Genomic DNA, 14,619 nt, shown 5'->3' with positions numbered 1-14,619 from the left:
CGCACGCGCGCGCGTGCTCGCGCGGCGTCACGAGCCCATGGGTCCTACCGAAACGCCCGACCCTCGCGCGCGTACGCGGCCGCCGAGCTGAACAGGTTGATCGCCATCAGGCTGGTCTCCCCCTTGGCCCGGCGCTCGTAGATCGCCGCGACCCGATGCGCGAGCTCGGCATCGTCGGGCGCGGCCTCGAGCGCATAGTCGGCGAGGTGGCACGCCGTGCGAAGGTCTCCCTCGGCCACCAGCGCCTCGGCGCGCGCCAAGAGCTTGCGAGGGCCCCCGGCCAGGGCGGCGACCTCGTCGGCCACCCGACTGCGTGGCGCGGGCTTGAGCTCGCACGGCCGCCCGCTCCACCAGCCACCGTAGTAGCGGATCACGTTGCGCACGATGAACTCCGCCTCGTCGTAGACCGGCTGCAGCCAGGGGGCGTCGCGCACGGGCAGCCGCACGCGATGCACGATGTCCACGTGCGGGGGCGAGCCCTCGTCGAGCGCATCGAGGGTGCGCTCGACGATCGTCTCGAGCAGCTCCGCCGTGTCCTCGAGCATCATGCGGATCTTGTTGGCGTCGCCCACCACCGGGCCCCCGTGTCCGGGGCACAGGCTCTCGGCTCCCAGCGCGGCCATCTTGCGCAGCCCGACCGCCCAGTCCCACGGGTAGCGCTGTACCTTCTGAGGGTTGCCGGCGTTGGGCACGGCCCATATGAACAGATCGCCGGGGCACAGCACTCCGCGATCGGGACACCACACGAAGCTGTGATCGTCGGTCTCGCCGCGGCAGTGGTGGACCTCGAAGCGGACCCCGCCCACCTCGAGCTCGTGACGCTCGTCGTAGAGGGTGTCGGGTCCGGGCGTCGGCGCGTGGAAGGTCTCGATCTGATCGTCGGCCATGTCCACCGTGCCGCCGAACTGCCGGGCATTGATCGCCTGGTTGTGGCGCGCCGTCCGGGCGTAGCGTTCGAATCGAGCCGGCATGGCTCGGTGGGCCACCACCCGCGGCGGGGCCTGCCCCTCGCGCAGGAACGCCGACAGCCCGAACGCATGGTCGACGTGCCCCTGGGTGAAGATCGCCGTGTGGACGGGCGCAGTGGTGCGGCGGCGCAGCATGTGGTCGAGGGCGGGGGCCAGCCGCGACAGACCCGAGTCCACGAGCACCAGACCCTCGTCGGTCTCGAACCCGGTGACGCCGCTGAAGAACGACACGAACCAGGTGCGACGGGCCACCTCCACCGGGCCCCCCGACCAGTAGAACTTGGCCTGCTCCGGTGGTTGCCCGTAGTGCTCGCTCATCCGCTGGAAGACGCTGACGGTCATGACGCGGCCAGTATGACCCGGCCACCGATCGCTTGGGCGATCGCCTGGGCCGCGGGAAACGGCCGTTCGACCGGTCTCCGGGGCCCGATCGGGGCGGATGGCTGGGCCACGCTCCCGTTTCGGGGTAGGGTCGGGCACCGATCCCCCCGATCCAGGAGACCCCACGATGCGATCGAGTGACTCTGCCAGCGCCATGGTGTTCCTTGGGCTCGTGCTCGGGCTTAGTGCCTGCGACTCGGGAACACCCAAGATCGAGACGCCCCCCCCCACCAAGAGCCTCTCCGACCTCAAGCAGTCGACCAAGACCGACATGACCCCCGAGGAGCTCGAGGAAGCGCGTCGCAAGGCCGGCTTCAAGGACAAGGACGAGCTGGCCGAGGAGAACATCGCGGTCATGAAGAAGGGCGAGCGGGAGTACGTGAAGGCTCACCTCGCCGAGCACCGCGACCTGCTCAAGAGCGTGCGCGGCATGGTCGACAAGGTCGAGAAGGAAGCACCCAAGTGGGCCAAGGCCAAGGACGCCGCCAAGGCGTTCGAGAAGTTCTCCGAGAAGTTCAAGGAGGAGACCAAGGCCGCCGACGAGAGCTTCAAGAAGCTGCTGGAGGGTGGTGGCGCCCAGATCGACATCCAGGCCAAGCTGGTGGGCGCGATGCGCAACTTCGAGCTGCTGAGCGGCGACCTCGGCCCGGAGATCTCCGCCGAGGAGAGCTTCACTACTGCGATCGCCGACCTGCGCAAGGAGCTCGACGGGATCGACGAGGAGCTCACGGCGATCGAGAAGGACGAGAGCCTCAAGGTCGTCGAGGGCGACGAGCCCGAGGGCGATTGACCCGGGTAACCTCGGCCCCGTCGGCTCCGTCCCGGTGACCGGGCGGCGTCCGGTGCTTCAGTAGTCGGCTCCGCCCGTTCGTCCGAACCACGCCGCGCAGGTGTCGTGAAGAGCGTCTTTCGCTTCCTGTACCGCTACGCGCGGCAGAACATCCCCCAGTACCTGCTGGGCGGCGTGATGCTGTTCGCCACCAACTGGGTGGTGGTGCGCATCCCCGCCATCATCGGCGAGACCCTCAACGTGCTCGAGGCCGGCGGCCCGCAGGGCCTCCGCGAGAGCCAGGGACTCGCGGTGGAGCTGGTGGTGCTGGGCCTGGTGGTCATCCTGGTACGCACCTTGTCGCGGGTGCTGTTCTTCAATCCGGGGCGCGACATCGAGTACCGCCTGGGCATCGACGTCTTCGGCCACCTGCTGTCGATGCAGCGGCCGTTCTACATGAAGCACAAGGTCGGCGAGCTGGCGAGCATCGCCAGCAACGACACCACCGCCGTCCGATTGCTGGTGGGCTTCGCCGGCTTGCAGGTCTGCAACGTGGCGGTCGCGATCCCGCTGCACCTCTACCAGATGTGGACCACCGATCCCACGCTCACCCTGTGGTGCTTCGTACCCGTGGCGCTGGGTGGCTTCTACATGCGGTGGACCATCAAGCGCTTCTTCGAGATCATCCGCGAGTCCATGCAGCTGCTGGCAAGGCTGTCGGACCGGGTGCTCGAGACCTACACGGGCATCGGCACGGTGAGGGCGCATGCGGTCGAGGCGGCCGCGCTCGAGCGCTTCGAGGAGCGCAACCACGAGTACCTGCGCCTCCAGCTACGCGCCACCTCGGTGCGCGCGTTCGGGATGCCGGTGCTCGGCGTCGCCGGCATGGTGGCCGCGGCCATCGTGCTGTGGGTGGGTGGCCAGCAGGTGATCGAGGGCGAGCTGCCCGTGGGCAGCCTGGCCACCTTCACCAGCTTGCTGCTGTCGCTGGTCGGAATCCTCATGGCGCTGGCGTGGGTGCTCGCGGCCGTGTCGCGCGGCGTGGTCTCCCTGCGTCGGGTCGAGGACGTGCTGCTCGAGCCCCCCGGGCTCCCCGACGTCGAGGAGCGGGTCGAGCTGGTCGATCCGCCCCGCGTCGAGCTACGCGAGCTCTCGTTCACCTACCCCGACGACGACGAGCCCGCGCTGCACGGGATCTCGGCCACGATCGAGCCCGGCCACACGCTGGGGATCTTCGGCAAGACCGGCTCGGGCAAGACGACCCTCGTCAACCTGCTCGCACGCGTCCACACCCCGCCCGCGGGGACGGTGCGCTTCGACGGCCATGACTCGGCCGGGCTGGACCTGGCTTCGCTGCGCGCGGCGATGGCGGTGGTGCCACAGTCACCGTTCCTGTTCTCGACCACGCTGCGGGAGAACATCCGGCTGGCCGAGGCCAACCCGTGGGCCGAGCGCGAGCGCGAGCCCGACGTCGAGTCGGATCGAGGCCGCGAGGCCAGGGCCGACGCGGTCGAGGCCCGCGACCAGGCTCGCGACGAGACGGGAGACGACCCGCGCTTGCGCGAGGTCCTGGCCGCCGCCTGCCTCGAGGAAGACGTGCGACAGCTCCCCCAGGGCCTGGCCACGGTGGTGGGCGAGCGTGGGGTGATGCTCTCCGGTGGTCAGCGGCAGCGCGCCTCGCTGGCGCGAGCGCTCTACCGCGCCCGGCCCGTGCTGCTGCTCGACGACGTGCTCTCGGCCGTCGATCAGGGCACCGAGGTCCGGCTGGTGCAGGCCATCCGCAACCTGCGAGGCGGCACGCTCGGCGAGCGCCCACCCACCACCGTGATCGTCTCGCATCGCACCAGCGTGCTCGAGCACGCCGACGAGATCCTCGTGCTCGAGCAGGGCCGCGTGCTCGAGCGGGGCACCCATGCCGAGCTCGTCGCGCGCGGGGGCCTCTACGCCCAGACGCACCACCACCAGGGGCAGGAGGCCAGCGATGAGTGACGCACCCGGCGATGCGTCCAAGGCCCAGCCCGTCAGCTCCGTGGCGCTGCTGCGTCGGTTCTGGAGCTTCGCCCGGCCGCATCGGCGCTGGCTGCTCGGCGGCCTGCTGCTCATCCCGGTGGTGGCGGGCATGTCGACCCTGCGGCCGCTGCTGGTCAAGCATGCCGTCGACACGAGCATCCCCGAGGCCGACATGCTCGGCCTGCGGCTGGTGGCCATGGCGTTCCTCGGCGCCGTGATCGCCGAGTTCTTGTGCTCGGCCGTGCAGGTCTATGCGCTACAGCGAGCGGGGCACGCCACCATCTACGACGTGCGGCGGGCGGTGTTCGCCCACGTGCTGCGCCTGCCCGCCCGCTTCTTCGATCGCAACGCCATGGGAAGCCTGCTCACGCGCACCACGTCCGACGTGGAGGCGCTGTCCGAGACGATGTCCTTCGGCGTGTTCACGATCCTCACCGACGTCGTGATCATCGGCTCGATCCTGGTCGCGATGTTCGTGCTGAGCCCCAAGCTCACGATCATCACCCTCACCGTGACCCCCGTGTTGTTCCTGCTGGTGCGCTACGTGGGGGCCAGCCTGCGACGCCTTCAGCTCGAGGTGCGCAAGGCTCAGTCGCGGCAGACGGGCTTTCTCGCCGAGCAGCTCTCGGGCGTCACGGTGGTGCAGCTGTTCCGTCGCGAGCAGAGCGCCCGCGACGAGTACGCGCGCCTGGGTACGCGCTACCTCGAGGCCACCAAGTGGGCCAACTGGCTCGATGCGCTGCTCTACTCGCTCATGGACGGGATCGCGGCGTTCTCGATCGCGCTGCTGCTCTACTTCGCCGCGCCCGAGGTGGCCGTGGAAGACGGAGCGATCTCGCTGGGCCTGTTGTTCGCGTTCGTCGACTACCTGCAGCGGGTGTTCGGCCCCATCAAGGAGTTCTCCGGCAAGCTCGCCACCATCCAGCGCGCGGCCGCGTCGCTCGAGCGGATCTACGGCCTGCTCGACGAGCCCACCGAGGCCCGCGCCGAGCCCGGGGCCGCCGATCCCCTCGAGAGCTGGCGCGGTGGCCTCCGCGTGCGCGACCTCGAGTTCCGCTACAAGGACGAGGGCCCCGACGTGCTGCGGGGGATCTCCTTCGACGTGGCGCCCGGCGAGGTGGTCGCGGTGGTAGGCCGTACGGGCTCGGGCAAGTCCAGCCTGGGCCGGGTGCTCACCCGCTTCTACGACGGCTATCGCGGGTCGATCCGCCTCGACGACGCCGACCGGGGCGGTGGGGTCGAGCTCCACGACGTGCCGCCCGATCAGCTACGACGCCACCTGCTGATGGTCCAGCAGGACGTGTTCCTGTTCAACGACGACGTCGCGTTCAACGTCTCGCTGGGCGAGGTCCCGCTGCGCAACGAGCCCGAGCGCCTGCACCGGGCGCTGCAGGTGGTACAGGCCGAGGAGATCGTGCGCGCCCGTGGTGGGCTCGAGCTCTCGGTGGGCGAGCGTGGCGGCAACCTCTCGGCGGGCGAGGCCCAGCTGCTCGCGTTTGCCCGCGTCGCCGCGCGTCAGCCCACGATGCTCATCCTCGACGAGGCCACGGCCAACGTCGACAGCCTCACCGAGCAGAAGGTCCAGGCGGCGATCGAGCAGCTCCTGCGGGGCCGCAGCGTCCTGGTCATTGCGCACCGCCTCAGCACCGTGCGCAAGGCGGATCGGATCCTCGTGCTGCACGACGGCAAGGTCGCCGAGCAGGGGACGCACGAGGAGCTGATCGCCCGGGACGGGGCCTACGCCGAGCTCGTCAAGATGGGCTTTCGCGAGCCCGAAGAGGGGCAAGAGGCCGAAGCTGGCTGAGAGGCTCGAGGGCCCCGCCACGCTCAGTGGGTTCGTGCCGGGACCGGAAGGCGGGCCTCGGTGGGCTCGGCGTGGCAGCGGGACAACAACGGAACCCCAAGGCCCACCGCAGCCGCGCCCAGCAAGGCCCAGCCCAGTGGGCCGCGCAGCCACGCTCGGGGACCGCGATGACGCGGCCGCACCCGCTCGGTGACCGAGGCCAGGTCGACCGCTGGCGAAGGAATCGAGTCGTCCTCCGGCAGCCGCGCGATGCGGGTGACCTCGGAGGTGACGTCGGGCTCGGTCAGCAGATCGGGAGCGTCGTCGTCCTCGGGGATCGGCTCGGGGACCGCGGCGTCGCCAAACACGATCGGAGCGGTGTCGGCATCGGCTGTGGCCCGGGGAGCGCCATCGTCATCCTCGTCGGATGCGCCGTCGTCTTCGTCGGGCTCGTCGTACCCGTCGGGCTCGTCGACTTCGGCGTCTGCGGGCTCGTCATCCAGCTCGAGCTCGCCGCTCCCGGAGCGCAGCCGCTCGGCGGCCAGCGTCTCCTCGCTCACCGGAGGCGTGGTCTGCTGCAAGAACCGCGGCGCACGAGGAGCCGTCTGCTCGTGGTCGACGGGGACCGGAACCGACTGGGTGTCGCGCCTTCGTGGCGGTCGAGGCGACTGACCCAGCGGTACCTGCTCGAGGTTGATGCCCGCGGCAAAGTGGACCGCCGCCGAGGGCCGCTGGCGTGCGGTGGCGACCCCCTCGAACGTGCGGGGCGGCTCGCGATCGGCCTCTTCGGCGGCGACCGAGATCGGGATCCCCCGCGGTGGCGTGGGCTCGGGATCGGGCGAGGTGCTGTCGTTTCGCAGCGTATCCTTGACCAGGCTCGCGAGGTCCTCGCGGGCGTCACCCTGCGGGATCGCCGCGCACAGGTCGAGCATGTGCTCGAGGGTCAGCCGCGGGTTGGGGACCCTCTCGAGCAAGCGGCGTCGCAGGCGCTCGAGCTGGATGGGCACGTCTTCGCGTGGCTTGCCCGGGGGGTCGGCGCGATCGATGGCCGTGCGCATGTCGGCCTCGGTCTCGTACTCGTCGCGGAACCGTTGGCCCGACAGCAACTCGTGCACGATGGCACCCACGGCGTAGAGGTCGGACGCCGCCGTCGCGCCGTGGCGTACGTGGTCGGCCGAGAGGTAGCGCAGCGCGTCGAGGTCCTGCCACGGCTCGCGAGCCTCCTGCCACACCGAGGCCATGCCGAAGTCGACGAGCTTGATGTTGCCCTCGACGTCGACGAGCACGTTGCCGGGCCACAGCCCACCGTGCAGCATCCCCTGGGCGTCGAACGCGGTGCGCTGGTGATGGGCGTGGCGCAGGGCCTCCAGCAAGGACCGCGCGACCAGGGCCACCTCGAGCGCCGGCCAGGGCTCGTCTCGCCGGCGACGAGCCAGCGCCAGGCGGTGGAGCGAGCGCCCGTCGATCCACTCCGTCACGGCGATCGGACCGTCGGGGCCGTCGACCACGTCGAGCACCTGCTCGATGCCCTCGTGCTGGAGCATGCAGGCGCGCCGGGCCTGCTCCACGAAGCGCGCGCGCTTGTCCGGGTCGGGAGCGTGCTCGATCCTCAGCTGCTTGAGCGCCACCGGAGAGCAGTCGCCTCGGCGGACCCCCAGCCTCACCAGCGACGTTCGGCCATGCCCCGCCACGCCGCCGAGCTCGTAGGCGTCGTGCAGCGAGCCCATTGGCAAGAAAGCTGCCGAGGGCGCGACCTACTCGTCAAGCAGAATGCCCAAACGTGGGAAGACCTGCGCGTACGTGCGCAACGGAGCACTTTTGGATCTGCCCGTCCGAGGATGGGAGGAGCCGTGCACAGGGTCCGGCTCAGCATGCGTGTAGCACGCGTTTGGCCCAAAAGGTCCGTGTGTCCTCACCGGCGCGCACGTCCTTTCTGTCCCCCTTTGGTCCGGGAACCCGTCATGCTGGGCATCGGCAGCCCTAGGCTCCCACGGCCCTTGTCTCGTGCCCGGCCCGATCCCGGGGCGCAAGACAAGGGCTTTCTTCATGGAGGCTGCGTCGCCTGACGACGCCGCGGGGCCTTGTCGGCGGGCAGCGCCCGCCTCCGGGTTCACACGGGCTCGCCGCGAGAGCGGCGAGCCGCGTACGAAGCCGCACCTTGCAGCGCGGCCTTGTCGTTCATCACGATGCTCAGGCCGATGCGATCGAGCAGGGCGCCCATGCGTCCCTTGCCCCCAAAGCGCTCGATGAAGCGCGACTGCGGCAGCAGCGACGCGAGCTTGGGGGCGATCCCCCCGCCGAGGTACACGCCTCCGACCGCAAAGAACTTGAGCGCCACGTTGCCCGCCTCGGCTCCGTAGAGCGCCAAGAACCACTGCACGGTACGCTCGCTCAGCGAGTCGCCTCCCCGGAGGGCCGCCTTGGTGATCTCCTCCGCTGGATCGCCGTTCGCCAGGGCCTCGGCGACCTCCTTGGACTCTGCACCGGGGTCGCGCTGCTTGAGGAACTCGTAGAGCGTGACCATGCCTGGGCCCGAGACCACGCGCTCCCAGCTCACGTGGCCGCCCACGCGGGCGCGCAGGAACCGCAGCAGCTCGATCTCGTCGTCGTCCCCGGGGGCGAAGTCGGTGTGGCCCCCCTCGCACGCAAAGGGCCGATGGTGACGGCCATCCCAGAACAGCCCGGCCTCCCCCAGGCCCGTGCCCGCAGACAGCAGGCCGGCGTTGCCCACGGCGCCCGGCTCCCCGGGTCGCAGCTCGCGAAAGTCGGCCTCGGTCAGGGTGGCCAGGCCGTGGGCGTTGGCCTCGAGATCGTTGAGCAAGTAGACCGAGTCGATGGCCAGGTTGCGCTCGAGCTCGTCGGCATCGACCCGCCACGGCAGGTTCGTGACCCTGGCCTGCCGCCCGTGCACGGGGCCGGGCACGCCGAAGCAGGCCGTCTCCACCTCCACCTTGTGCTCGGTGATGAAGGCGCGGGCGATGTCCGCCAGGCTCTCGTAGCGCCGGCTGTCGTAGATGGCTTGGATGTCGCGGCGAACGGTGTTGCCCTCCACGTCGCAGAGGGCCAGACGAGAGTTGGTACCGCCGATGTCCCCGGAGAGGATCTTCATGCTCCGGTGTCCTCCTCACTCGATGCCTGGGAGATTGCCGTGTCCAGAGCCGCCAGGCCCGCCCCCACGTCGGCTCCGAGGTGGATCCTCAGGGCGCGGCGCTCACGACCGACCAGGACCTCGAAGTCGCCGCGGGCCTGGGCGGCCTTGACGATCCCAAAGCTGTAGCGTTGTCCGGGCACCGGTAGATCCTGCGCGTCATCGCAGGTGATCTGCAAGAATACGCCGGAGTTTGGCCCGCCCTTGTAGGCCTGCCCCGTGCTGTGCAGGAAGCGCGGCCCGAAGCCCAGGCACGTGGCATTCCCGGTGCGCTCCAGCACCCGGGTGCGGACGCGCCCGAGCGCGCGCTCGTGAGGCTCGAGCATGGGCACGTAGGCCAGGAGCGCGAAGTAGTCCCCCGCTCGGATCCGCCCCAGGTGCGCCCGCAAGAGGGCGACCAGGCCCGCACCCTCGCCCGCGGCCCCTCGCAGGGCCGTGGCGTTGGCCTCGTCGGTGAACAGACTCAGGCCGGCCTCCCGATGGATCGGCGTCTCGGCCGGGAGCGCCCCATCGCGCTCGAACGCCTCCATCATGGCTCGCGTTTCGACCTTGGCCGATTCCACGTCGGGCTGATCGAACGGGTTGATCCCGAGCACCGCGCCCGCCACCGCGGTGGCCACCTCCCAGCGGAACATCTCCTGCGACAGCGCGTGCACGTCGTCGAGCTCGATGTGCACCACCGCGTGGCCGGCGGCCTCGATCGCGGCCATCGCTCGATCCTGGGCGGCATGCGGGGTCGAGCGCAGCCGTAGATGTACGAACAGACGGTCGTCGCCGTAGCGCTCGGGCGGCAGCAGCAGCTCGCCCTCGAGCGGAATGATCGCCTTGCCTTGCTTGCCCGTCGACTCCGCCACCAGCTGCTCGAGCCACGCGCCAAACGGAGCGATTCGAGGCGAGGCCACCAGGGTGAGCTTGTCGCGACCCGCCTTGGCAGCCAGGCCCATCATCAAGCCCAGCTGTACGCCGGGGTTGTCGGCGGCCACGTCGTTGCGGCAGGCGTCGACCATCAGCGCCGCCTCGTCGAGGAAGCCGGTGGTGTCCATGCCCATCACGGCGGCGGGCACCATGCCGAAGCTCGAGAACACCGAGAAGCGCCCGCCGATCTGGGGCACCCCCGAGAACACGCGCAGGAATCGGTGCTCCTTGGCGAACGCCTCGAGCTGCGAGCCGGGGTCGGTGATGGCGATGAAGTGGCCGCCGGCCCGGTCGGCCCCCACCACCTGCTCCATGCGCTCGAGGAAGTACGACAGCAGCACCTTGGGCTCGAGCGTGCTGCCCGACTTGCTCGACACGATGAACAGCGTCGACGACAGCGGCACCGAGGCCTCGATCGCGGCGATCTGCGTGGGATCGGTGGAATCGACGATCCCCAGCACGAGCGAGCCCTTGGGCACGTGCGCCCCGAAGGTGCGGGCGAGCACGTCGGGCCCCAGGCTCGAGCCACCCATGCCCAGCAGCAGCACGTGGGTGAGCCCCCGGCTCTCGAGCAGCGCCTGAAGCCCGGCCAGCCGCTCCTGGTGCTCGCGCTGGCGGTCGACCTCGTCGAGCCAAGCCAGCCACTGCTCCTCGCCTCGACGGGTCCACAGCGAGGGATCCTTGGCCCACAGCTTGGCCGTGTTGCCGGCCGCGTCCCACTCGCGCATGGCCTGGGTCAGCGCGTCCTGCAGCGCCTGGGGCAGCGAGCTGCCCGTGCGATCGAGCCGTGGCCCTCGCTGGCGCCGCTGCATGTCGGCGATGGTGGCCAGCAGCGCGTCCATGGCGTCCTCGAACAGCACCACCCCGCGCTCGAGCAGCAGCGCGGTGACCTCGTCGAGGTCGATGCCCAGCCCTGCGAGCCGGTCGATCACCCCCGGCGCCTCCTCGATCCCGCGCAGCAGCGCCGGCTCGGCACGCCCGTGATCGCGAAACGCCTCGACCGTCTGCGGCGGCGCCGTGTTGACCGTGTCGGGCCCGCACAGCTCGTCGATGTACTTCACGTCGCTGTAGGCCGGGTCCTTGGTGCCCGTGCTGGCCCACAGCAATCGCTGCGGGCGCGCGCCCCTGGCCGCCAGCGCCTGCCAGCGCGCGCTGGCCGTGAGCTCCTGGTAGATCGCATACGCGAGCTTGGCGTTGGCCACCGCGGCCTGGCCCCGCAGCGCGGCGAGGGCTTCCGCGTCGGGTCCGGTCCCGCGCAGGGCATCGAGCCGGGCGTCGATCTCCGTGTCGATGCGGCTGACGAAGAAGCTCGCCACGCTGGCCACCCGCCGCAGCTCGCCCCCGGCCGCAGCCCGACGCTCGAGCCCCGCCAGATACGCGTGGGCGATGTCGCGGTAGGCGTGCCGCGAGAAGATCAAGGTCACGTTGACGTTGATGCCCTCGCCGATGAGCTGCTCGATCGCCCGCAGCCCCTGCGGTGTGCCCGGGACCTTGATCATCAGGTTGTCGCGCCCGACCGCCTCCCACAGCCGCCTGGCCTCCTCGATCGTGCCGTCGGCATCGAACGCCAGGCTCGGCGAGACCTCGAGGCTCACGTAGCCGTCGACCCCGTCGGTGGCCTCGTAGACCGAGCGCAGGGCATCGGCCGCCTCGCGGATGTCGACCACCGCCAGGCGCTCGAAGATCTGCTTGGCGTCGAGCTCGGGGTTGGCGATGAGCTCGCCCATCACGTCGTCGTAGTCGTCGCTGCCCGTGATCGACTTCTGGAAGATCGCCGGGTTGGAGGTCATGCCGCGCAGGCCATCCTCCTCGATGAGCCGTTTCAGCTCGCCGCTGCGGGTCATGCCCCGTCGGATGTAGTCGAGCCAGATCGACTGGCCCTGCTCGGCCAGCTGCTGCAGGGGATTCATCGGCTTGATCTCCTCGGGACGAGCCGCTGCCGCGGGCTAGGCGTCCCCTTGGCTGGGTATGTAGGCAACGGCCTCGCTCGAGGCAAGGCCGTCGTTCGCGGGGCGGGAGTCCGCGCCTTCGGGGGGATCGGGGGGCCACGGCGAGCGCAGCGGGCGGAGTAGCCGCAGCGGCGTGAACACCCGCCACGAGACCACCAGCGCGGCCAGGTACACCCCGAGGGCGGCCAGCGGGATGCCCAGGGCCGCGACCGGTCCGTGACCCCACTGTGGCACCGCGACCAGCGGGATGACCACCATGAACAGCGGGGCGTTGAACGGGATCGAGGCCGTCGCGCCGATCACGGCGTTGCGAGCCACCGGGCCGCGCAGCTCGGGATCAATCGTACGGAGCAGGGCCAGCCCCGTGGAGATCGTGCCCGTGCCCGCGCCGAACAGCACCAACCCGTGCGAGAACGGAGCCTCGGGGAACGCTCGCCGCGACAGCCACAGGGTTCCCGCGAGGGTGAGCACCCCGGCCAGCAGCGTCATCAGCAAGATGGGCACCAGCCATGCGCCCAGCACCTCGAGTCGGACGGCCGCAATTGCCCCCGCCGTGGTCAGCTCGACCGTGACCACCGAGATGCGCGCCAGCATGCCATCGTGGAACGGCGCGTCATGGCCCATGCGCTGCGCACCGCGGCGCAGTCCGATGGCCAGCAGCGAGCCCAGGATGAAGTGCATGCCCCACAGCGTGTCGCCCAGCTTGCTGCCGGGGGGCAGCAGGGCGACCAGGCCCGTGATGATCCCGAACACCGCGAAGTAGATGCAGCCCATGATCACCAGCTGCGTCGACAGCGGTTCCTGGGTCGCATGGGCCTCGGGATCGGCCGGGCGTTCGGTCATCGGCTCGCTCGGGGCGGCGAGCCCGGCCGTCTCCTCGCGGGTCAGCCAGCCGCGCCGCCGTGCGATCCACACCATGGGTACGCCGAGCACGAAGCAGTAGAGGAAGCCCAGCGTGGCAAAGATGAGGCCGATCTGCCCCCCGTGCAGCATGCCCGCGCTCTCCCATGCTCCGCCCAGCGACAGCGCCTGGCCGGGGCCCTGCTGGAAGCCCAGCGTGATCATCAGCCCGAAGCCCGGGTGCAGCGGCTCGAGCGCGAGCCAGGCCGCCACGAACAGCAAGCCGAGGATCGCCTGGGCGACTCCAACGGTTGCATTGCCCACCGCGAACGAGCGTGCCGCTCCCGGCCGCCGCTGGCGGGGCGCCGACTGTAGGCCCACCGCGATGAACATCAGCGCGAACGCGTGGTAGACCAGCAGCTCCAGCGCATCTTGCTCGATGGGCACCAGGCCCGCGCCGCTGGGTCCGAGGGCCAGGCCGAGCAGGCCCGCCAGGATCGCCGCCGGGATCGACAACCGGCGCAGCACCGGGATCACCCGCACCAGCACCATCGCCACCGCCAACAGCCCCGCCAGGGCTGCGAGGTCGACCAGCAGCGCGGACGCGGGGATGTTGGACTGCCAGTAGTGCACGCGTGCCGAGGGTATCAGAGCGGGGCAGCAGCGAGGCGAGCCCGCCCTGCGGGCTCGGGATCAGCTCGCCGTGCCGCCCAGGCGCAGCATGGCCAGCAAGGCGCGAAACAGAGTGCTCACGTCGTCGGCCACGTATCGGAGCGTGCGAGCAGCCGGACGTTCCACGCCCGGCATGATCGCCGCTGCGTCGGCCATCGCGGTGTCGATCGTGTCGAGCTCGAGGACGTAGGGAGGCTCGGGGCGGAACGGCTGGAAGCGATCGGCCGAGGCCACCACCCTGGCGGCCGCCTCGCGGATGGCCGCACGGGCCTTCATCGGGTGCAGCGAGCGGGCCGCGAGACGGCTGACGGCCCACTTCACGGTCACCGTCTCGATTCCGGGGAGCAGGGATCGGCATTGCTCGCAGGTGGATGCGTCACCGGTGACCAGCCCCACCGGGGTTCCGGCTGCGCCCGCGACCATCGCGTTGAGGGCCGCCTCGTTCATGGTCTGGCCGTTGACGCGAACCGACCACAGCACCGCGCTGCGATAGGTGTGATCGAGGATCGCATCCTGCGTGCCCATGCCCCCGTGGTAGCCCACGAACAGCGCGATCCCGAAGCGGCCGTCCTGCACGCCCTCGGCCATGCTGAAGCGCTTGAGGTTGCCCGACAGCACCTGCACCCGGGGATCGAGGTCTTCGAGGACCAGGTTGCACATGTCCCCGTGCGAGTCGTTGACCAGCACCTCGGTGGCGCCCGCATCGATGGCGCCCGCGGCGGCCGCGTTGGCCTCGCCGGTCATCAGGCGGCACGCCTCGGCGTAGCCGGACTCGCCGCGGATCACCTGGTGGCGGCGAACGACGCCGGCGACCCCCTCGAGGTCCACGGAGATGTAGGTGCGCATGGACGAGGAGGATAGCGTCGTCGTTGGCCCAGCAGAGGGCTTCGCGGGTCACGGCGTTCGTGGACTATGTGGCATGATTGCATACGATTCACGACAAGAACGTCGCCCAGACTCGCGTGCGTGTTCAAGTCACAGCGGTCCTCCAATCCGCTCTGGTCCCCTTTGCAGTGTGGTTCTCAGTGCGACTAGCCCCCCTGTGTCCTCCTTCCATATGGCGTGGTCCCTCATTTCTCGTGTGCTCGTGGGTCTCGGTCACAAAGTCATAAGGGAAAAGCTTAGCAAGGTTCTGGTCACGGGATGACGATCCACGGTGAGGGTTGACCTGTCGGGGGAATCAA

Annotated in this window: 9 protein-coding genes; 3 read left to right on the top strand and 6 right to left on the bottom strand. The window is 70.2% G+C overall.

All coding sequences use genetic code 11. The features are described 5' to 3' along the window. Positions 1-44 precede the first annotated feature (44 nt). Entirely contained in the window at positions 45-1,310 is a 1,266-nt protein-coding gene (locus OEB96_RS37100; protein ID WP_266221618.1) for an alkyl sulfatase dimerization domain-containing protein, read from the bottom strand. 166 nt (positions 1,311-1,476) lie between these two features. Between OEB96_RS37100 and OEB96_RS37095 the strand changes: the two genes are divergently transcribed. The 3 genes from OEB96_RS37095 to OEB96_RS37085 all read left to right on the top strand — a co-directional run bounded on the left by OEB96_RS37095 (position 1,477) and on the right by OEB96_RS37085 (position 5,932). Further along, positions 1,477-2,139: a hypothetical protein gene (locus OEB96_RS37095; RefSeq protein ID WP_266221617.1), complete on the top strand. Its 663-nt coding sequence runs from the start codon at positions 1,477-1,479 to the stop codon at positions 2,137-2,139. 105 nt (positions 2,140-2,244) lie between these two features. Further along, positions 2,245-4,107: an ABC transporter ATP-binding protein gene (locus OEB96_RS37090; protein ID WP_266221616.1), complete on the top strand. Its 1,863-nt coding sequence runs from the start codon at positions 2,245-2,247 to the stop codon at positions 4,105-4,107. Continuing rightward, entirely contained in the window at positions 4,100-5,932 is a 1,833-nt protein-coding gene (locus tag OEB96_RS37085) for an ABC transporter ATP-binding protein (protein ID WP_266221615.1), read from the top strand. Before OEB96_RS37090 ends, OEB96_RS37085 begins: the two co-directional genes overlap by 8 nt. A 23-nt stretch (positions 5,933-5,955) precedes the next feature. Here OEB96_RS37085 and OEB96_RS37080 read toward each other — a convergent pair whose 3' ends face one another. The 5 genes from OEB96_RS37080 to OEB96_RS37060 all read right to left on the bottom strand — a co-directional run bounded on the left by OEB96_RS37080 (position 5,956) and on the right by OEB96_RS37060 (position 14,281). Next, complete coding sequence (locus OEB96_RS37080) at positions 5,956-7,638, bottom strand: serine/threonine protein kinase (protein WP_266221614.1); 1,683 nt, start codon at positions 7,636-7,638, stop codon at positions 5,956-5,958. 383 nt (positions 7,639-8,021) lie between these two features. Further along, entirely contained in the window at positions 8,022-9,020 is a 999-nt protein-coding gene (gene glk, locus OEB96_RS37075; protein ID WP_266221613.1) for a glucokinase, read from the bottom strand. Next, positions 9,017-11,884 carry a bifunctional transaldolase/phosoglucose isomerase gene (locus tag OEB96_RS37070; RefSeq protein WP_266221612.1) on the bottom strand — a complete coding sequence of 956 codons (2,868 nt, stop codon included), beginning with the start codon at positions 11,882-11,884 and terminating at the stop codon, positions 9,017-9,019. Before OEB96_RS37070 ends, glk begins: the two co-directional genes overlap by 4 nt. A 36-nt stretch (positions 11,885-11,920) precedes the next feature. Then, positions 11,921-13,396, bottom strand: coding sequence for a sodium/glutamate symporter family protein (locus tag OEB96_RS37065; protein ID WP_266221611.1), 1,476 nt, complete (start codon positions 13,394-13,396; stop codon positions 11,921-11,923). 60 nt (positions 13,397-13,456) lie between these two features. After that, the gene (locus OEB96_RS37060) at positions 13,457-14,281 is read right to left on the bottom strand and encodes a M55 family metallopeptidase (RefSeq protein ID WP_266221610.1); all 825 of its coding nucleotides are present in this window, start codon (positions 14,279-14,281) and stop codon (positions 13,457-13,459) included. Positions 14,282-14,619 lie beyond the last annotated feature (338 nt).

Origin of the sequence: Paraliomyxa miuraensis (assembly GCF_026337845.1) — a bacterium.
GTDB lineage: Bacteria > Myxococcota_A > Polyangia > Nannocystales > Nannocystaceae > Paraliomyxa > Paraliomyxa miuraensis.
The sequence above is the reverse complement of the archived record's forward strand: the minus strand, read 5'-3'. Positions and strand labels throughout refer to the sequence as shown.